The sequence below is a fragment of the Paracoccus methylarcula genome, from assembly GCF_003007735.2.
Lineage (GTDB): Bacteria > Pseudomonadota > Alphaproteobacteria > Rhodobacterales > Rhodobacteraceae > Paracoccus > Paracoccus methylarcula.
The window spans coordinates 144,622-164,866 of sequence record NZ_PXNQ02000001.1; the positions used below are offsets into that span (position 1 = coordinate 144,622).

Annotated in this window: 16 protein-coding genes; 15 read left to right on the forward strand and 1 reads right to left on the reverse strand. The window is 64.2% G+C overall.

Going from position 1 to position 20,245, the window contains the following annotated elements; all coding sequences use genetic code 11:
- Positions 1–6: 6 nt before the first annotated feature.
- Positions 7–1,341, forward strand: coding sequence for a condensation domain-containing protein (locus tag A7A09_RS00610; RefSeq protein ID WP_106689375.1), 1,335 nt, complete (start codon positions 7–9; stop codon positions 1,339–1,341).
- Positions 1,342–1,473: 132 nt separating this feature from the next.
- On the opposite strand, the gene A7A09_RS00615 is transcribed toward A7A09_RS00610, so the two are convergent.
- A complete protein-coding gene (locus A7A09_RS00615) occupies positions 1,474–1,878 on the reverse strand; it encodes a hypothetical protein (protein ID WP_148043593.1) in 405 nt (134 codons plus the stop codon).
- Positions 1,879–2,165: 287 nt separating this feature from the next.
- Here A7A09_RS00615 and trkA point away from each other — a divergent pair, with 287 nt between their 5' ends.
- The 14 genes from trkA to A7A09_RS00685 all read left to right on the forward strand — a co-directional run bounded on the left by trkA (position 2,166) and on the right by A7A09_RS00685 (position 20,230).
- On the forward strand, positions 2,166–3,542 hold the full coding sequence (gene trkA, locus A7A09_RS00620; RefSeq protein WP_106689379.1) for a Trk system potassium transporter TrkA: 1,377 nt from the start codon (positions 2,166–2,168) through the stop codon (positions 3,540–3,542).
- Positions 3,543–3,552: 10 nt separating this feature from the next.
- A complete protein-coding gene (locus tag A7A09_RS00625) occupies positions 3,553–5,181 on the forward strand; it encodes a potassium transporter TrkG (RefSeq protein WP_106690007.1) in 1,629 nt (542 codons plus the stop codon).
- A gap of 143 nt (positions 5,182–5,324) precedes the next feature.
- Positions 5,325–5,558, forward strand: coding sequence for an RNA chaperone Hfq (hfq, locus tag A7A09_RS00630; protein ID WP_106689381.1), 234 nt, complete (start codon positions 5,325–5,327; stop codon positions 5,556–5,558).
- Complete coding sequence (hflX, locus tag A7A09_RS00635) at positions 5,559–6,899, forward strand: GTPase HflX (RefSeq protein ID WP_106689383.1); 1,341 nt, start codon at positions 5,559–5,561, stop codon at positions 6,897–6,899.
- A 363-nt stretch (positions 6,900–7,262) separates the two neighbouring features.
- Positions 7,263–8,000, forward strand: a complete 738-nt coding sequence (locus A7A09_RS00640) for an IclR family transcriptional regulator (RefSeq protein ID WP_106689385.1) — start codon at positions 7,263–7,265, stop codon at positions 7,998–8,000.
- Between the two features lie 17 nt (positions 8,001–8,017).
- The gene (locus tag A7A09_RS00645) at positions 8,018–11,860 is read left to right on the forward strand and encodes a hydantoinase B/oxoprolinase family protein (RefSeq protein WP_106689386.1); all 3,843 of its coding nucleotides are present in this window, start codon (positions 8,018–8,020) and stop codon (positions 11,858–11,860) included.
- A 75-nt stretch (positions 11,861–11,935) separates the two neighbouring features.
- A complete protein-coding gene (locus A7A09_RS00650; protein WP_106689388.1) occupies positions 11,936–13,513 on the forward strand; it encodes an ABC transporter substrate-binding protein in 1,578 nt (525 codons plus the stop codon).
- A 60-nt stretch (positions 13,514–13,573) separates the two neighbouring features.
- Positions 13,574–14,581, forward strand: a complete 1,008-nt coding sequence (locus A7A09_RS00655; protein WP_106689390.1) for an ABC transporter permease — start codon at positions 13,574–13,576, stop codon at positions 14,579–14,581.
- Positions 14,578–15,474, forward strand: coding sequence for an ABC transporter permease (locus A7A09_RS00660; protein WP_106689392.1), 897 nt, complete (start codon positions 14,578–14,580; stop codon positions 15,472–15,474). The genes A7A09_RS00655 and A7A09_RS00660 overlap by 4 nt, the downstream gene beginning before the upstream one ends.
- A 1-nt stretch (position 15,475) precedes the next feature.
- On the forward strand, positions 15,476–16,510 hold the full coding sequence (locus A7A09_RS00665; protein WP_106689394.1) for an ABC transporter ATP-binding protein: 1,035 nt from the start codon (positions 15,476–15,478) through the stop codon (positions 16,508–16,510).
- The gene (locus tag A7A09_RS00670) at positions 16,503–17,315 is read left to right on the forward strand and encodes an ATP-binding cassette domain-containing protein (protein WP_106689396.1); all 813 of its coding nucleotides are present in this window, start codon (positions 16,503–16,505) and stop codon (positions 17,313–17,315) included. The genes A7A09_RS00665 and A7A09_RS00670 overlap by 8 nt, the downstream gene beginning before the upstream one ends.
- A gap of 16 nt (positions 17,316–17,331) precedes the next feature.
- Positions 17,332–18,249 (forward strand): LysR family transcriptional regulator, encoded by a 918-nt coding sequence (locus A7A09_RS00675; RefSeq protein WP_211341004.1) that lies wholly within the window; start codon positions 17,332–17,334, stop codon positions 18,247–18,249.
- 93 nt (positions 18,250–18,342) lie between these two features.
- Complete coding sequence (locus A7A09_RS00680; protein WP_366465310.1) at positions 18,343–19,104, forward strand: putative hydro-lyase; 762 nt, start codon at positions 18,343–18,345, stop codon at positions 19,102–19,104.
- Between the two features lie 88 nt (positions 19,105–19,192).
- On the forward strand, positions 19,193–20,230 hold the full coding sequence (locus A7A09_RS00685) for a TRAP transporter substrate-binding protein (protein WP_106689399.1): 1,038 nt from the start codon (positions 19,193–19,195) through the stop codon (positions 20,228–20,230).
- The last annotated feature ends 15 nt before the right edge of the window (positions 20,231–20,245 follow it).

Below are 20,245 nucleotides of genomic sequence, written 5' to 3' on the forward strand. Positions count from 1 at the left end.
TCCCCGATGCCCGACCAGAATGACGGCTGGATGCCGCTGACCCTCGCGCAACTCGATTTCTGGGAGGAGTTCTGCTTTCACCCCGACAAGCCGGTCTCGACCGTTGCCCATTACGTGACCATCGAAGGCCCTGCCGACCCTGCGGCTTTGGCCGAGGCCATTACCCGCACCGCAGCCGAGGCCGATGCGCTGACCTTGCGTTTCCGGGAAATGCCGGATGGCAGCATTCGCCAGAGGCACGAGCCCGCCCATGCGCCCCGCCTGCTGGAGCTGGACCTGCGCGGCGAGCCCGACCCGGAGTGTGCGGCCATGGCGCGGATGCGCGGAGACTTCGAGACGGTCCTGGACCTGCGCCGCGATCCGCTGTCGGCGCAATGGCTGATCCGCACGGGCGAAACCCGCTGGACCTGGTACAATCGCGGGCATCACTCGGTGCTGGACGGCTACAGCATGCTGCTTTTGGAACAGCGCTGCGCCCGGCTCTATCACCATCTCATCGGCAAGGGACCGGCGGGCGAGTCCTTCCTGCCCTTCGCCCGCTTCATCGAGGAAGACCGGGCCTATGCCCAAAGTCCAGGTTTCCGGACCGACCGGGATTACTGGGCCGCCTATCTCGACGGTGACCTGCCGCTGCCGGTTCTGCAAAAGGGCGGCGAGGATTACGGCACCGAGGGCCTGGCGGCGGATTGCGCCTTGCCCGGCGATTTCCCGCAGCGAATGAAGGGTTGCGCCGAGCGGCTGAAGATCGGCTGGCCCGACCTGCTGGTGCTGCTGTCTGGCGCCTATCTCGCGCGGCGGCTGCCCTTTTCCGGCGCCACCCTGCCATTATGGCTGCCTTTCATGAGCCGGATGGGCAGTGTCGCCGCCGCGATTCCGGCGCTTGCGGTGAATATCCTGCCGCTGCTGGTCGATATCCCGGATGGCGAGACGCTGGCGGATCATGTCGCGCGCCTGTCGGGCGACCTGCGCCGGATGCGGAAACATGGGCGCTACCGGGTTGAACAACTCGCCGCCGACCGCGGTGTCTGTGGGGGCAGCCGGTTCTTCTTTTCGCCATTGGTCAATGTGCTGCCCTTTGATCCGCCGGAATTCGACGGCTGCATCTGCGAGCGTCACGTCCTGTCGAACGGCCCGGCGGACGGGTTCAACATCACCTTCCGTTCCGGCGTGGACGGCTCTGGCATGTCGCTCTATCTCGAAGCAGACCCGGCGATGACTTCCTCTGCCGAATTCGAGCGGCATTGCCGGGAGCTTCCCGCCTTCCTGCTGCATGCGCTCGATCCGGAGAAGGCCGGCTACAGCGTCGAGGCATTGTTGGACAAGGAAACCGTGGCGGCTTGACGCCAACCGATGCGCGATACGGCTCTTCGTTCTTTATCCAGGGGGCATACAAGCCTGGCGCATGAGCGGTCTCACCCTGCAGGAAGCGCGCAGTGTCCTGCAGGGTGCCGATCCCGCGTGTCGAGACGGGTTTCAGGCCCGGCCTTCCGGATTGCCGCGGCGCTGGCGAAAGGCGGCGAACGCGCCTCCCAAGGCGCCGATGCCCGCACCGATCAGCGCATAGGGCAGGAAAGTTCCGATAAGGCCGCCATTGGCGGATGAGATCGCCTCTGCCGCTTCCTCGGCGCCAAGGTTATTTGCCCTGGCATCCATCATGGCCACCATTCCCGGCTGGTCGCATTGCCCGGCAAGCGACGTGGCCGCTTCTTCGCTATCCCCGTAGATATCCGCGACAATCCCTTCGCATCGCTGCTGATCGGCAGCAGGGACCATAGAACCCGCGAAGTGCAAATAGGAGCCGGCGGCCAGTAGAATCGCAGCTATGCATAGAAATAAAATGGGTTTCATCAATGAGCTCTCTTGGATGACTTGTTTCATCGGCTCCGGATCTGGAAACCATTTTCCGGGAACCGGATGCAGGCTTAAAGCAGCGGCAGATCATATGGTAGGGACAATGTCGGGGGGATAACGAGCCATTCGTTCCGATCGCAAGCAGGGCATTTCCATATCCTGCCCTCGGAACGTCACGATGGTGGCGCGGGCGTCACGCCGAGCCTGCCTTTCCCGGTCACCTGTTTGACCGGGCGCTGTCTCCGGTTGCGTCCATGGCCGGAGCGGCATAGGCATGAACGGAACCGGATTGCGGCGGCTGGACGAGGGCTGGCATGAAAATCATCATATGCGGCGCAGGTCAGGTCGGCTGGCAGATCGCCCGTCACCTGTCGGGAGAGCGCAACGACGTCACCGTCATCGACAACAAGGCAGAGCTGATCCGCCGCGCGACGGATGCGCTGGATGTCCAGGGGGTGACCGGTTTTGCAAGCCATCCCGACGTGCTGGACCGGGCGGGCGCGCGCGATGCCGACCTGATCATCGCCGCGACCTATTCCGACGAGGTGAACATGGTCACCTGCCAGGTCGCCCATTCGGTCTTCCAGGTTCCGCGCAAGATTGCCCGGCTGCGCTCCAGCGCCTATCTGGACGCGATCTATTCGGATCTCTACCGCACCGACCACCTGCCCATCGATGTGGTCATCAGCCCCGAGCGCGAGGTCGCCAAGGCCGCCCTTCAGCGCCTCGATGCTCCCTCGACCTTCGATGTCGAGACCTTCCTTGACGGGAAGATGCAACTTCTCGGTATCGTCCTGGAAGAGGATTGCCCGGCCTTGAACACGCCGCTGCGGCAGTTGAACGAGATTTTCTCCAGCCTGCGGGCCATCGTCGCCGGTGTACGCCGTGACCGGCGGCTCTTTGCGCCGGATGCGGGGGACCAGCTTTTCGCCGGTGACCAGATCTATGTCTTCTCCCATATCGACGATGTGGCCCGCACCCTGGAAATATTCGGAAAGCCTGCGCGAAAGCAGGAACGCGTGGCGATTATCGGTGCCGGAAACGTGGGTCTTTCCGTTGCCCGCGCGCTCGAGGCGCGGCCCGACCGGATCCGCGCCAAGGTCATCGAACTTGATCGGGCACGCGCGGAATTCGCCGCCGACCGGTTGGAGCGCACCATCGTCCTGCATGGCGACGGCCTGTCGGCCGAGCTGCTCGAAGAGGCCTCGGTGCCGATCACCGACGCGGTCCTGGCGGTGACGGATGACGACAAGACCAACATCCTCGCCTCGATCCGGGCCAAGCAGGCAGGCACCAAGATGGCCATCGCGCTGATCAACGATCCCACGCTGGTGCCGCTGATGGGGGCGCTGGATATCGACGCATATATCAATCCGCGCAGCACCACCGTCTCGACGATCCTGCGTCATATCCGCCATGGCCGGGTCCGCGACATCTATTCCATCGGCGATGCCGAGGCCGAGGTGATGGAGGCGCAGGTGCTGTCGACCTCGCCCATGTCGGGCCGGGCGATCCGCGATATCGAATTCCCCGAAGGCGTCCTGATCGGCGCGGTGCAAAAGGGCGACAGGATCGTCAAGCCCTCGTCGGACACGCGGATCGAAGAGGGCGATATCGTGCTGATCTTTGCCCTGACCCATGACGTGCCCGAGGTCGAGCGCCTGTTGCAGGTCTCGATCGACTTCTTCTGAGGGCGTGGCGGTGTCGATCCTCCTGCGCTTGCATATCCTGATCCTGCTGACCCTGATCGCGGCGCTGGCGATGCTGGTCCCGGCGGTTTACGCCTCGTCCATCGACGAAGACGCCATCGCCCGGAATTTCTTCTACGCGGCGCTTCTGTGCCTGACATTCTCCGGCATGGTGGGGCTGGCGACTGCCGCCAATCCCAAGCGACAGCAGGCACGCAACATGTTGCTGACCAGCGTTGCTGCGGTGGCGCTGCTGCCGGTGATCCTTGCCTTTCCCTTTGCCGAAAGCCTGCCCGATACGGGGCTTTTCAATGCCTGGTGGGAGATGGTGTCATCGCTGACAACCACCGGTGCGTCGCTTTACTCCGCCGATCTGCTGCCGGCGCCGCTGCATCTGTGGCGGGCCCTGGTCGGCTGGATGGGAGGGTTGTTCATGCTGGTCGCGGCGATTGCCATCCTTGCGCCGCTGCGGGTCGGCGGGTTCGAGATCATGTCTTCGCCCTATGGCCGCAGCGAACAATTCGAACGCCTGCCCGAAAGCGCCAATCCGCGTCAGCCGGTATCGCATCTGTCCTCGCCGGCCTTCCAGACCGAGCTGACCGATCCCGCCTATCGCCTGATCCGGGCGGGGCGTGACGTGTTCCCGGTCTATGCCGGGCTGACCCTGGTGTTGTGGCTGGTGCTTTTGCTGCTGGGGGACGATTCGCTGGTGGCGCTGTGCCGGGCCCTGGGAACCCTGTCGACCAGCGGCATCACCCCGACGCTCGGTCCGGCCGGGGAAAGTTCCGGCGTGCCTGGCGAGATGGCGGTGTTCCTGTTCCTGATCCCGGCGCTGTCCCGCAGGTTCTGGCCCGGGGGCGGCGAATTGCGGGCGACCGAGCGCATGATCCGCGACCCCGAGCTGAGGCTTGCCGCAGGGGTCGTGATCCTGGTCGCCCTGGTCCTGTTCGCCAGGCATTTCTTTGCGGCCATCGAAATCGGTGCGGAGGATCCGGACACCCCGCTCTTGCTGGCCGATATCCAGATGGGATTGTCGGCCTTGTGGGGCGGCCTGTTCAGCGCGCTGAGCTATCTGACGACCACTGGGTGGGGTTCGACCGACTGGCAGGGCGCGCGGGCCTGGTCGGGATTGTCGAGCCCGGGCCTCATCCTTGCCGGGCTTGCGATCATGGGCGGAGGGGTCGCAACCACCGCCGGGGGCGTCAAGCTGTTGCGCATCTATGCGCTGGCGCGTCACGGCGAACGCGAGATGGAACGGATCATCCATCCCAGCTCCGTTGCCGGAGGGGGGCGGATGGCACGGCGGCTGCGCCGCGAGGGGGCGTATCTGGCCTTCATCTTCTTCATGCTGTTCGCGGCCTCGATCGCGGTGACAGTGATTCTGGTGTCGATCCAGCAGATCGAGTTCGAGACCGCGACGATCCTGTCGATCGCGGCCCTGACCAATACCGGGCCGCTGGCATCGGCGATTCCGCTGACGCCCGTTTTCGAGGGAACCGCGGGCGTCGCATCGGCCCCGTGGGAGGGCTGGTCGGGGCTTTCCGTCATGACGAAAACGGTTCTGGCCGGTGCGATGGTTGTCGGACGGCTGGAAACCCTGGCGATTCTGGCGCTGTTCACGCCGGATTTCTGGCGGCGTTGATCCGTTCCTGCCGGATGTGTGCCAGCCAGAGTTGCAGTTCGGTCGCGCGGGTCCTGCCGATGACGCGCCGTGCTTGCAAGGTCGGCGGCACTCGCATAGATGTTGCTTGATGCCCGACAGCAAGAAAACGGACAAGAAAACAAATGGCCAACGATAAGCAAAACCTGCAGGACGCCTTTCTCAATCACGTCCGCAAGGCCAAGGTGCCGGTGACGGTCTTCCTGATCAACGGTGTCAAGTTGCAGGGCGTGATCACCTGGTTCGACAATTTCTGCGTGCTTTTGCGCCGCGACGGGCAGTCTCAGCTTGTCTACAAGCATGCGATCAGCACGATCATGCCGGGCCAGCCGATTTCGCTCTATGAAGGCGAGGATTGATTGGCCGAACCGACCTCGACCGAGGCCAGCCCGACCCGCGCCTATGTGATCCATCCCGATCTGGGCCATGCCCGCACGCAGCGGCGTGAGCCCGAGCATGCGCTGGCCGAAGCCGTGGCGCTGGCACATGCCCTGCCGGGGATCGAGATCATCGGCGAAGAGGTCGCCCGGCTGCGTGAACCCAATCCCGGCACCCTGTTCGGCAAGGGCAAGCTGGCGGAAATCGGAGAGCGCCTTGAAGCCGCCGAAGCGGATCTGGTGCTGGTCGATGGTCCGGTCAGTCCCGTGCAGCAACGTAACCTGGAGCAGGCCTGGGACGTCAAGCTGCTGGACCGGACCGGGCTGATCCTGGAAATCTTCGCCGACCGGGCGCGGACGCGCGAGGGTGTGCTGCAGGTGGAACTTGCCGCGTTGTCCTATCAGCGGACACGGCTGGTGCGCGCCTGGACCCACCTGGAACGACAGCGCGGTGGGCTTGGATTCGTCGGTGGCCCCGGTGAGACGCAGATCGAGGCCGACCGCCGCGCCATCGACGAGCAAATGACCCGGCTCCGGCGACAGCTTGAACGTGTCGTCAAGACCCGGACGCTCCACCGTGCGGCGCGGGCCAAGGTGCCTTACCCGATCGTGGCCCTGGTCGGCTATACCAATGCGGGGAAATCGACGCTGTTCAACCGGATGACCGGGGCCGAGGTGATGGCAAAGGACATGCTTTTCGCCACGCTGGACCCGACCATGCGGGCGATACGGTTGCCGGATGCGGGCGGCGGCAGCTCCGGGCGCAAGATCATCCTGTCGGACACGGTGGGGTTCATCTCGGATTTGCCGACCGAACTGGTCGCGGCGTTCCGCGCCACGCTGGAAGAGGTGCTCGAGGCCGATCTGATCCTCCATGTCCGCGACATCAGCCACCCGGAAACCGAAGAGCAGGCGGCGGATGTGGCCGAGATCCTCGGTAGCCTCGGCGTGGACGAGGATGTCGAACTGATCGAGGTCTGGAACAAGATCGATGCCTTGTCGGAGGATACCCGCTCGGCCTTGCGGCGCACCGATGCCCGGACCGAAGGGGTTCAGGCGGTCAGCGCGCTGAGCGGCGAGGGGCTGGACGATCTGGTTATCGCCATAGATGCGCATCTGACACGGGCGTTGGACGAGGCCCGCGGCACCGATATCGTCACCCTGCCTTTCAGTGATGGCCGCCGCCGCGCATGGTTGCACGAGGCGGGCGTGGTCGAGCGAGAAGAGGCGACCGAGACCGGCCTGCGGCTGCATCTCAGCTGGACCGCGCGTCAAAAGGCGGGGTTTGCGGCGCTGGATGGCTCTTCGGACGGCGGCAAGTGACCGACAGGTCAGGTCGCGCGACCGGCAATTCCGGCCATGCCGATTGATCCCCCTCCCTCCCTTCATGCGATAGGCCACAAGCATCGGCAGTCCCGCCGCGAGCCGTGGGACTGGCGGACCGCCTTGGTCACCGGGCGTAATTAAGGCCTGATTTTCACTATCTTGCATAAGATCCGGTCCTGCTCTGCCCATCTGGTGGGCAAGGGCCGTCTTCTCATGCCGTATTCACTACCATGTCCGCTGGTCATCGCGTCCGAGACGGCGCCGCCGAATTTTCTTGTTGACCGAATCGACCGTCTGGCACATGAAGTTGCATGAATCGGAACATTGGTTCCATTTTATGGAACATCGTGCGGGGAGGCCATGTCCATACTTCAGAATGCCGCGGATGTGTTGAGATGTTTCAGCAAGGAATGTCCCGACCTGACGGTGACCGAGGTCGTGCGCAGGCTGGGCATTCCCAAGGCCAATGCCTCGCGGCTTTTGAAGGCCATGCGCGAAGCCGGGTTGCTGGAGACCATTGGCGACAGTTATCGGCATCGTCCGGGCCGGCTGATGCTGGATCTCGGCACCGCCTATCGCAGTTCGTCGAACCTGATCGCCCGCGCCGGCGAGGCCGTGGGCGAGGTGTCGCAGCGTTTCGGCCATACCGGCTATGTCTCGATACGCGAGGGGCTGGAGGTCACCGGCGTCGCCGATTTTCCCGGCACCAATGCGTTGCGTGTCGTGGGTGCGATCGGTCGCCGGCTGACGGCGCATGAGAGCGCGACGGGACGCTCGCTGCTGGCCCGACTGACGGGTGACGAAGTGCGGGCACTGTTTGCCGGGCGGGATATGCCGGCGGAACTTGACGAAAAGCTCGCCGATATTCGCCGCGACGGTTTCGCGCTGTCCAGCCAGGAGGCCACGCCCGGCGTCGACGCGATTGCCATCGCGGTGGGCGATCCGGCCACCGAAGAGGCGGTCAGTCTGTGCATCGTCTATCCCCATTCCCTCGTCGATGACAAAGGCCGCGACGAGATGATCGCCGCCCTCTCCGAAGGGGCCGCAAGAATCGCGGGCGAGTTGGGCGATACCGCCTTCGTCCCGCCCAGGATCTGAGAAAGAGGAAGACCCGGATGAATGCTTCATCACATCGCTGGCGCGTCGGTTTCGATATCGGCGGCACATTCACCGATTTCGTGCTGTATGACGGCGAGCAGGCCTCGGTCAAACTGCACAAGCGCCTGACGACGCCGCATGATCCCTCGGAGGCGGCGCTTTTGGGATTACAGGAACTGCTGGACATGGAAGGGATCGGGCACGCCGATGTGTCAGAGATCGTGCATGGCACCACGCTGGTCACCAATGCGGTGATCGAACGCAAGGGGGCCCCGGTCGGGCTGATCACGACGCGGGGCTTCCGTGATATCCTGGAGATGGGCACCGAGCAGCGTTACGATATCTATGACCTGTTCGTGAGCTTCCCCGATCCGATGGTCAGCCGCGATCTGCGGCTTGAGGTGGACGAGCGGATGACGGCGCAGGGCAAGGTGGTGACGCCTCTGGACGAGGGCGCGGTCCTGACCGCCGCCGAAAAGCTGGTGGCCGAGGGTTGCGAGGCCATCGCGCTGGTTTTCCTGCATTCCTACATCAACCCCGCGCATGAGCAGCGCGCGGCCGAAATCGTCCGGGCCGCCTTCCCGGAACTCTTGGTTTCGCTGTCCTCCGAGGTGGTGGCCGAGATGGGCGAATATCAGCGCGCGGTGACAACCTGCGCCAACGCTTTCGTGCAGCCGCTGATGAACCGCTACCTGACCAAGATGGAAGGCGCCCTGCGCGAATCGGGCTTTGACGGGGCGCTGCGTCTTATGCATTCTGCGGGCGGCTTGGTGTCGCTGGAGACGGCGCGCGACTTCCCGATCCGGTTGCTGGAGAGTGGACCGGCCGGTGGCGGGCTGGCGACGGCGCTGTTCGGGCAGGCGGCGGGACAGAAGGACGTCATTTCCTTCGACATGGGCGGCACAACTGCCAAGGCCTGCATGATCGAGGATGGCCGGGCCGAGATTTCGCCGATGATGGAGGCGGCACGGGTTCACCGTTTCACCAAGGGCTCGGGCCTGCCGATCAAGGCACCGGTGATCGAGATGATCGAGATCGGTGCCGGTGGCGGCTCGATCGCGGCAATCGACGAGGTCGGGCTGCTGAAAGTCGGGCCGCATTCGGCGGGCTCGGATCCCGGCCCTGCCTGCTACGGCATGGGTGGTGAACAGCCGACGGTGACCGATGCCAACCTGGTGCTGGGCTATTACGATCCGGGCTTTTTCCTGGGCGGACGGATGAAGCTGGACCTTAAGGCGGCACGGACAGCCATCGCGCGTGTGGCGGAGCCGCTTGGCCTGGGTGTCGAAAAGGCAGCCCTGGGCATTCACAAGGTTGTCGTGGAAAGCATGGCCGCTGCCGCGCGGGTGCATCTGGTCGAGCGTGGCAAGGATCCGCGCGCCTATTCCATGGTCGGCTTCGGCGGCGCCGGCCCTGCCCATGCCACGGATGTGGCGCGGGCGATGGGGATTTCCTCGGTGCTGATCCCGCCCGCATCCGGTGCGGCCTCGGCGCTCGGGTTCCTTGCGGCGCCACTGTCCTATGACGGGGTGCGCTCGATGCGGATCGAACTGGCGCCGGGTTTCGATGCGGCGGCATTGAACGGGTTGCTGCGGGATCTGGAAGAGGAAGGGTTGCACCACCTGACCCGCGCCGGGATCGCACGCGAGGACGCGGTGATCGAACGCAGCGCGGATATGCGGCTCGTGGGGCAGATGCATGACATCTCGGTCGATCTGCCCGATGGCGAGATCGGCGAGGCTGAACTGCCTGCCATCCGCGAGGCTTTCACCCGCGCCTATTCCGCCCGCTATGCCGAGCCTTTCGAGGGCGCGCGCTTCGAGACGGTGAATTTCCGTGTCCGGGTAGCCGGGCCGACGCCGCAGCTTGCGCTGACAGGGGCCGCGGGCGGCGGAGACATGGAGGCCAAGATCAAGGGGCATCGTCAGTGCTGGTTCGACGAGGGCGAGTTCAGCACGGCTGTCTATGACCGTTATTCCCTTGGCGCAGGCGATGTCATCAACGGTCCCGCGATCATCGAGGAACGTGAATCGACCACGGTGGTCGGACCGGCGGATAGCGTGACCATTGACGCGGGCCTGAACCTTTGCGTGCAGATCGGAGCCGTGAAGGCTGGCGAAGCGCTGGTCACGCCCGAGATGTCGCGGGCCGAGGCCGTGGCACGGATCGAGGCCGATCCGATCGGGCTGGAGATCATGTGGTCGCGGCTCGTCAATGTCGTCGAGGAGATGTGGCTGACGGTCTGCCGCACGGCCTTTTCGCTGGTCATCGCCGAGGCTCAGGATTTCGCCTGCGAATTGCTGGACCGCGATGGCGAGACGCTGGCGCATAGCCCGCGCGCCATGCCGGTCTTCAACCTGACCCTGCCGCGTGCGGTCAAGGCGCTGCTCAAGCGTTATCCGGCCGAAACGCTGAAACCCGGCGACGTGCTGATCACCAATGATCCGTGGCTTTGCGCGGGCCACCTGTTCGACATCGCCATCGTCACGCCAGCCTTCCGCGATGGGCGGCTGGTCGGGCTGATGGGAACGGTCGGGCATGTCTCGGATATCGGCGGCACCAAGGATTCGCTGCATGCGCGCGAGATCTACGAGGAAGGCTTGCAGATCCCGCCGATGAAACTGTTCGAGGCCGGGCGTCCGAACGAGACGCTGGTCGAGATGATCCGCCAGAATGTCCGCAATGGCGAGCAGGTCCTGGGTGACATCTTTTCCTTTGTCGCGGCCAACAAGCTGGGGGCCGAGCGGCTGGACTCGTTCATGCGCGATTACGGCATGCATGATTTGGGCGCATTGGCCGAGGTGGTGCAGGGCCTGTCGGAAAAGGCGATGCGCGACGCGATCCGGGCCTTGCCCGATGGCGATTACCGCTCGGAAATCACCAACAACCCGTTGGGCGAGAAGATCAGCTATCCGGTCCTGGTCAAGGTCGAGGACGACCGGATCACGGTCGATTTCGACGGGGTGCCACCGCAATTGCCGCAAGGTGGGCTGAACTCGACGCTGAACTACACCGCGGCGCATGCCACCTATCCGTTGAAATGCATGCTGACACCGACGGTGCGCGGCAATGCGGGATGCTATCGGCCCTTTACCGTGACGGCGCCCGAAGGCTCGATCCTGAACCCGACCTATCCGGCCTCGGTGAACCTGCGCACGCGCACCGGCTGGTATCTGGCGCCGAATATCTTCCGCGCCATTGCGGACGCCGCGCCCGATCAGGTGCAATCCTTCACCGGGCTTTGCGTGGCGGCGAATATCTATGGCCAGGACCGGGATGGCCGGTTCTATTCCGACATGCTGTTCTGTGGCGGCGGTCAGGGCGGATCCGAGCGGGGCGACGGCAAATCCGCCCTGCTCTGGCCGACTTCGGCGGCAAATACCTCGATCGAGCTGATGGAAAGCCGGGTGCCGGTGCTTGTGCTGGAGAAGTCACTGCTGCCGGACAGCGGCGGTCCGGGCAAGCATCGCGGCGGCTTGGGCCAGATCGTCCGTTTCTGCAAGCGTGATGCCGACGGGTTGTCGGCGCTGGTCTCGGTCTATCCTGAAGGCGTGGACAACCCCATCGATGGCTTGTTCGGCGGCCTGCCCGGCATGGGCGCGGTCGGGCGGGTGTTGTCCTCGGATGGCAGGTTGCTGCGTGATTGCGGTGCGGGTGAATTGGTGTCGGTCTCGTCGCCAGATGAGATCGTGGAGATCGTGCTTGCGGGCGGGTCCGGCTATGGCGACCCGGTCGAGCGTGACCCGGCGCTGATCTCGCGCGATCTGGCATTGGGCTTCGTGACGCCCGAACATGTCAGCCGCCACTATCGCCACATCCCCGAAGCGGCGGCTGCCGAAGCCAGCCCGCTTGATGCATGACATGCGGGCGGCGCGGCAGAGAAACCGTGCCGCCATTCAACCAGAATGACAAATGATCCAGCACGGAGACCATCCATGAACAGCTCCTCCTCTTTTTCCCTGTCCCGCCGCGGCCTGTTGGCGATGGCGGGCATCGGTCTGGCCAGCACGGTCTTTCCGCGCAAGATATTTGCCCAAGCGGGTGGTGGCGTGCTCGTCATCGCTTCCGGGCAGGATATCCCGAATTTCGATCCCCACACCGCCACGGGCTATTCGGCCTCGTTCTTCATGCGCAATGTCTATGATCCGCTGGTGCGGGTCTCGGGCAACCCGCCCGAACCCCAGCCCGCCCTTGCCGAAAGCTGGGAGGTCAACGAGGACGGCACCGAGTTCATCTTCAAGCTGAACCCGGCGGCGAAGTTCCACAGCGGGAACCCGGTGACCGCCGAAGATGTCGTCTATTCCTTTGGCCGGGCGCTGAGGCTTGCCAAGGGCAATTCATGGATGATCCGCGATATCGTGACACCCGAGGGTGTGACGGCCATCGATCCCGCCACGGTGAAATTCTCGCTGACCGCACCCTATGCGCCGTTCCTGCAGGTCCTGCCCTGGATATTCGTCGTCGAGAAGGCGGTGGTGGAAGAAAACCTCGGCTCGGATGATGGCGAAACCTACCTGATGACGAATACTGCTGGATCGGGTCCGTTCGACGTGGCGCGGGTCGAGATCGGCACGCTCTACCACCTGGCCCGCGCACCCGAAGCGTGGCAGGCGGGCGGCGGCAATCTTGATGGCGTCGTCTGGCAGATCGTGCGCGAAACCGCGACCCAACGCCTGATGATCGAGCGGGGCGAGGCGCATATCGCCGTCGATCTGACCAGCGAAGACATGGATTCGCTGGAAGATGCGCCGGGCGTGGTCCGGGTGATCGAGCCGGAATACCGGACCTTCTCGATCAAGATGAACACCGAACATGGCCCCTGTGCGGATGTGAACCTGCGCAAGGCGATCTCCTATGCCACGAATTACGATGCCATCCTGGATGCGGCGGGTTACGCGGATCTGATGATCGGGCCGCTGCCGCATGGTATCCTTGGCCATGACCCCGAGCTTGAAGTCTATCGCACCGATCTGGACAAGGCCAAGGAATACATGGCCAAGACCGAGACTCCCGAGGGCGGCTTCACGCTGAAGATGATGCATGTCTCGGGGCTGGAGCAGCAGCGGCGTTGGGCGCTGATCATGCTGGACAGTCTCAAGCAGTTGAATATCGGCCTCGAGATCGTGCCGATGAACTGGCCCGACATGGTCGCGGCCTGCCGTTCGCCCGAGACCTTCCCCGACATGTTCCCGGTCTACCAGACGGCGAATTACGGCGACACGGACAATATCGCCTATGCGGCCTATCATTCCTCGCGCAATGGAAACTGGCAGAACGCGGTCTATAACGACCCGGATACCGATGCGCTGATCGAAGCCGCCCGGACCGAGATCGATCCGGAGAAGCGGGTGGAGATCTATGGAAAGTTCCAGCGCAAACTGGTCGAGGACGCCCCCGACATCTTTGGCGTGCTGGAACGGCGCAAGCTGGCGATGCGCGATGCGGTGAAAGGCTATCAGTTCACCCCGGTCGCGTCGAACGCCATCGAAGCCTGGCCACTGTCGCTCGGCTGATGCGATTGCCCGGCGGGCAAGAAAGCCGGCCCGCCGGGTTTCGAAGGAAGGAAACGGACCATGCTGCAATTCATCGTCAGGCGCGTCCTGCTGCTGATCCCGGTCCTGGTCGGGCTGACCGTCATCATGTTCGCCATCGCCCGGATCCTGCCGGGCGATCCGGTGGCGCTGGCGGCCGGACCCAACGCGACGCAGGCCGAGATCGAAGCGCTGACCGTGGAATATGGCCTCGATCAGCCTGTCTGGGTTCAGTATGGTCACTATGTCTCGGGGCTGCTGCAAGGGGATCTGGGCACCTCGTTGCTGACCCGACGGCCTGTCGCGGCTGATATCGCAGCCTATCTGCCTGCCACGCTGGAACTGGTCTTCGCGGCCATGGCAATCGCGGTCCTGCTCGGCATTCCGCTTGGCCTCGTGACTGCTGTCTGGCGCAACCGCTGGCCCGATTACCTCTCGCAGGTGGCAGCTATCGGGGCGATCTCGATGCCGCGCTTCTTCCTCGGGTTGCTGCTGCAATTATGTTTCGCGATGTGGCTGGCTTGGCTGCCCCTGGGCGGGCGGTTGCCGATCATCGTGATCCCGCCACCCAGTGTCACCGGTTTCCTGACCATCGATGCACTGATCGCGGGAGACTGGACGGCTTTCACCACCGCCCTGAGTCACCTGGCCATGCCGGCCATCGCCATGTCGCTGTCCCCCTTGGCCACGATCATGCGGATGATGCGGTCCTCTACCATCGAGGTGATGCAGCAGGATTACGTGATGACCGCCCGCGCGCTTGGCCTGCCCCGCCGCCAGATCATCACCAAATATGTCGCCCGCAACGCGGTCTCGGCCACGTTGACGGTGATCGGGCTCTATTTCGGCTGGTTGCTCGGCGGCACGGTGCTGGTCGAGACGGTTTTCGACTGGCCCGGCCTTGGCCTTTACGCCACCAAGGCCATCGTCTCGCAGGACATGATGCCGGTGATCGGCGTCGCGCTGGTGATCGGCCTGCTATTCGTCCTCGCCAATCTCGTCATCGACCTGCTCTATGGCGTCATCAACCCGAAGGTCCGTTACTCATGACCGATACCGCAGAACATATCGCGACCGAGCCGGAACTGCCCAAGCAGGACAAGCTGCAACGCGCGCTGTTCCGGTTCCGGCAAAGCAGGCTGTCGATGCTGGGGGCGGTAATGGTGGCGCTGGTGGTGTTCTTCACCGCCTTTGGCACGCTGCTGGCCCCCTTCCCCGAGCATATCGCCGGTGGCGTAGATACCGCCGCCCGTTTCCAGCCGCCGTCATGGGCGCATCCCTTCGGCACCAACGAGCTTGGGCAGGACGTGTTGTCGCTGGTGATGGCGGGCACGACGGTGTCAGTGCTGGCCGGGCTGAGCGTGGTGCTGATCGGCACGGTCATCGGCACGCTGGTCGGCGCAATCGCCGGTTTCGCGGGCGGCTGGATCGACGAGATCCTGATGCGCCTGACCGACCTGACTCTGACCATTCCCGGGCTGATCCTCGCCATGGCGGTGGCGGCGGCGCTCGGCCCGGGCTTCACCAACATGATCATCGCCATCTCGCTGTCATGGTGGCCCGGCTATGCACGGCTGGTGCGGGGCGAGGTCCTGGCCGTGCGCGAGGAATCCTATGTCAATGCCGCCCGCGCCATCGGTGCCAGCCCGTCGCGCATCCTGCTGCGGCATATCCTGCCCAACACCGTCTCTCCGATCATCGTCAAGATGTCGCTGGACATGGGGTTCGCGATCCTGATGGTCGCCGGGCTGGGCTTTATCGGCATCGGTATCCGCCCGCCCACGCCGGAATGGGGCACGCTGCTCTCGGTTTCGCGCTCCTACATGCCGGATTACTGGTGGACGGCGATGGCGCCCGGCATGGCGATGTTCTTTGCGGTGTTCGGTTTCAACCTGCTGGGCGACGGGCTGCGCGACATTCTCGACCCGAAAGCGAGGCGCTGAGATGACTGCTCCACTCCTGTCGATCCGCGATCTGCATCTGTCGATGTCCAGCTATGACGGCAAGGCGCATGTGCTGAACGGCATCGACCTGACCGTGAACCGGGGCGAGATCTGGGGGCTGGTCGGCGAAAGCGGCTGCGGCAAGTCGCTGACCGGGCTGTCGATCTCGCAGCTTCTGCCATCGCCGCCGGCGGATTACATGGCCGGAGAGATCATGCTGGAGGGGCGCGATATGCTGAAACTGCCCCGGCCTGAGCTGCAGAAACTGCGCGGCAACCGCATCGGCATGATCTTTCAGGATCCGACCACCAACCTGAACCCGGCTTTCCGGATCGGCGATCAGCTTGTCGACGTGGCGCTCGCGGCGGCGCGTTGGAAACCCGGCATCCTCGATTGCCCGCCCGGAGCGGGCAGATCGGAGCGCAAGCGCGCCGCCCGCAAGCTGGCCCGAGACATGCTGGAGCGGGTCGGCATTCCCGATGCGGGGATGCGCCTCGACAGCTATCCGCACCAGTTCTCGGGCGGGATGCGGCAGCGGGTGCTGATCGCCATGGCGCTGATCGGACGTCCGGACCTGTTGATCGCGGACGAGCCGACCACGGCGCTGGATGTGTCCGTGCAGGCGCAGATCCTGAAACTGCTGAAAGGATGCGTCGCCGATTACGACATGGGCGTGATCCTGATCACCCATAACCTTGGCGTGGTGGCCGAAACCTGTAGCCATGTTGCCGTGATGTATGCGGGCAATATCGTCGAAAGCGGCCCGGTTGCGGCGGTGATCGAGCGGCCCGAGCATCCCTATACCCGCGCCCTGATGGCCTCGATCCCGACGCGGGACACCAGGCGCGGAATGCTGCGGGGCCTGGCCGGGTCGGTTCCGAACCTGATCACGCCGCCGCCCGGCTGCCGTTTCGCACCACGCTGCCCTCATGCCACGGCGGCCTGCATGACCGGCGTTCCCGCGCCGGTGCGGGTCGGCAGGGATCACGCCGCCGCCTGCATCCATGCCAAGGAGCCGGAGACCGCCCATGTCTGAGATCATGCTGGAAATCGATGACGTCTCGAAAATCTATGCGGGCAAGCGTGGCATGTTCGGCCGCTCGCATATGGTGGAAGCGCTGAAACATGTGTCGCTGTCGGTTCGGCGCGGCGAAAGCTTTGGACTCGTGGGGGAAAGCGGCTCGGGCAAGACCACGCTGACCCGCTCGATCCTGCAACTGGAGCGACCGACATCCGGCAGGGTCCTGTTTGAGGGCATGGATCTGGGGCAGCTCTCGACAGCCGAGATGCGGTGGCTGCGCGCGCGTATCCAGATCGTGTTCCAGGACCCCTATGCCTCGCTGAATCCGCGTATGTCCGTGCATGACATCGTCACCGAACCGATGCTGATCCACCGCGAGACGCTTGGCCTGAACCGCCGCCAACGGACCGAGCGTGCCGTCGAGCTTCTGTCCCTGGTCGGGTTGGGGGCGCAGCATCTGTATCGCCATCCGCATGAATTCTCGGGCGGGCAGCGCCAGCGTATCTGTATCGCCCGGGCGCTTGCCCCGGGTCCCGACCTGCTGGTGCTGGATGAGCCGACCTCGGCGCTGGATGTCTCGGTGCAGGCGCAGGTGCTGAACCTGCTCTGCGAATTGCAGGACAAGCTGGGGCTGACCTATTTCTTCATCAGTCATGACCTTGGCGTGGTGCGCTATCTCTGTGACCGGCTGGCGCTGATCTATCGCGGCGAGATTGTCGAGCAGGGGGATTGCGCGTCGGTCTTCGATGCGCCGGAAACCGAATATGCCCGCGCGTTGATCGGCGCGATGCCCGAAGTCAAGGTCCCGCCAGCGGCCTGATCGGCTCATCATCCGCTTGACGCGATGCGCGGCCTGCCTGCTACTGGGTGACATGTTCGATTTTCGCGACATCGAGGTGATCCGCGCCATCGTGCGCCAGGGCGGCTTTCGGGCAGCCTCCGACGCGACCGGGATCGCGCAATCGGCCATCTCCCGTCGGGTGCGGCATCTCGAGGATCGGATGAAGATCAAGATTTTCGAGCGTGACGGGCGCGGAGTCCGGCTCACTGCGGCGGGGCGGAGGCTCTGCGACGAGGCCGAAGTGCTGGTTGCCCAACGCGACCATATCCTCGAAGAACTGACGCAGGGCGTGATGGCCGGCGTCGTCCGTCTCGGCGTCGCCGAGACCATGACGCATACCATCCTGCCCCGGATGCTGACCAGCCTGCGGGCGCGGCATCCGCAGCTTCGCTTCGAGATCTCGGTCGATACCTCTGGGCAGATGGGACAGGAGCTTGCCGATGACGGGCTGGACGTGGTCATCATGCTGCGCGATCAGGCGCCACGCGGCATCAACCTGACGGCGTTGCCCCCGGTTGGTCTGGGCTGGTATGTGGCACCGGCGCATTTCACGCTGCCTTGCCCCGCCAGTGTCGATGATCTGGCCGCGCTTCCCATCGTGTCCTTTCCGAAAGGCACGATTCCGCATCGCCGGGTAATCGAGCTCTTGTCTCCGGGCCGCAAGCAGGCCGTGGTGGTGCATGGTTCGGCATCGTTGGCTACGGTGCTGCATCTCGTGGGACAGGGATTCGGGATTGGCACGATTCCTCATGATATCGTGGCGGCATGGCCGCATGCGGGGCTGGAGGAAATCACGGTCCTGCCTGAAGCCCGGCTGCCGGATCTGGAATTCGCCATCTGCTACATGCCTGAGCGCAATGCGGAAATCGGCCGGGAAGTTGCCCGGGCCGCGGTCGAGACAGCGCAAGACTGATCTCATAAAGTGATCATAACTGGTGATAACTGAACTGTTGATTTCATCGGCCTGCCCGCGGATTCTTGCATATGCAGATTGAAGGAACCGCCGATGAGCAAGTCGCACCCGGTATTGTCCGACCCCGCCCGCCTGCGCGCTGAAATTCGTGCCGGTCGTTTCGAGGGGCCGACGGCAGGGCAGGGGGGCGACGCGCTACAGGCCAATCTGGTGATCCTCGGAGCCGAGGATGCCATCGATTTCCTGCGCTTCTGCCAGATGAACCCGCGTCCCTGCCCCGTGCTGGCCGTTGGTGAGGCCGGAGATCCCGGACTGCCGCTATTGGGCCGGGGGATCGATCTGCGACATGACCTTCCCCGCTATCGGGTCTGGCGAGATGGCGAGCTTGCCGGGGAGCCCACCGATATCGCGGCGCTGTGGCGGGACGACATGGTTGCCTTCGCGCTTGGCTGTTCGTTCAGCTTCGAGGATGCACTATGCCAAGCCGGGATCCCTGTGCGTCATCAGCAGGCCGGGCGAAACGTGGCGATGTATCGCACTGATATCGCAACTCGCCCGGCAGGTCGTTTCTCTGGCCCGCTGGTTGTCAGCATGCGGGCCATGCCTGCGGCCGATGCGATCGAAGCGGTCAAGATATGCGACCGGTTTCCGCTCGCGCATGGCGCACCGGTGCATCTTGGGGATCCAGCGCAGATCGGCATCGCCGATATCATGCGCCCGGATTACGGCGATGCCCCGATCATCGAGCCCGGAGATATTCCGGTCTTCTGGGCCTGCGGAGTGACTCCGCAGGCGCGATCGCCGCCGCTCGTCCGGCTTTGGCGATCACCCATGCGCCCGGTCATATGCTGGTGACCGATATCCCCTCGGCGCGGGCAACCCGTGTTTTGGCGGGGTTGGGCGAATTCACGAAATAGCAGCACGCAACCAACAGGAAAGAAACATGAAAAAACTTACGATTATTTGCCTCATGGCAGGGACTTCGCTGTCGGCCCCGGCAATTGCCGAGGAGCTGGCCGTGGTCGGAAGCTGGAGCAACCTGCCCCTGTACCAGGATTTCGAGACCCCGTTCTGGACCGAGAAACTGCCCGAACTGACAGCGGGAGAGTTCACGGCACAGCTGACCAGCTTCGATCAGATGGGCGTCGCCGGAGCGGATGTCTACCGGATGCTTGGTGACGGGGTCTTTGATGTCGGGGCTACCGTGGCCGATTACACCGTGGGCGATGCGCCGGAACTCGAAGGGCTGGATGTGCCATTGCTGGCCACCACTGCGGAAGAGGCCAGAGCGATGGTCGATGCCGCCCGCCCGATGGTCGAAGACATCATGCGCGACCGGTTCGGCGCGCAAGTGCTGGGCATCGCGCCCTATCCTCCGCAGGTGGTTTTCTGCAAGGGCGAGATATCCTCGCTGGCCGATCTGCAGGGCAAGAAGGTGCGCGGCTCGGGCCGGATGACCACGAAATTCCTTGAAGCCCTGGGGGCGGAGGGCGTCAATATCGCGTTCTCCGAGGTTCCGGGATCGCTGGAACGCAGCGTGATCGACTGCGCCGTGACCGGAGCCGGTTCCGGTTATTCCGCCGGATGGTGGGAGGTGTCCGATCACCTGATGACATTGCCGCTTGGAGGTTGGGACCCTGTTGTAATCGCGATGAACGCGGATCGTTTCGATGACCTGTCCACCGAGCAGCAGGAAATGTTGAGCAAGGCCGTCGTCGAGGGGCTGGAAGCTCCTGCATGGGATGCAGCCCAAGGTGGGCTGGCGAATGACATCGCCTGCCTGACCGGTAGCGGGGAATGCGCCTCTGGCGAGTCCGCCTCGATGACATTGGTCGAGCCTTCCGAGGAAGATGTCGAGGCCGCGCGCAAGATCCTGGCCGAGGAAGTGCTTCCCGATTGGGCCAGCCGTGCCGGGGACGAATGGGCGACGCGATGGAACGACACGGTCGGCCAGGCGGTCGGCATGTCGGTCGGTCAATAGAGCGCGGAAGAGAGG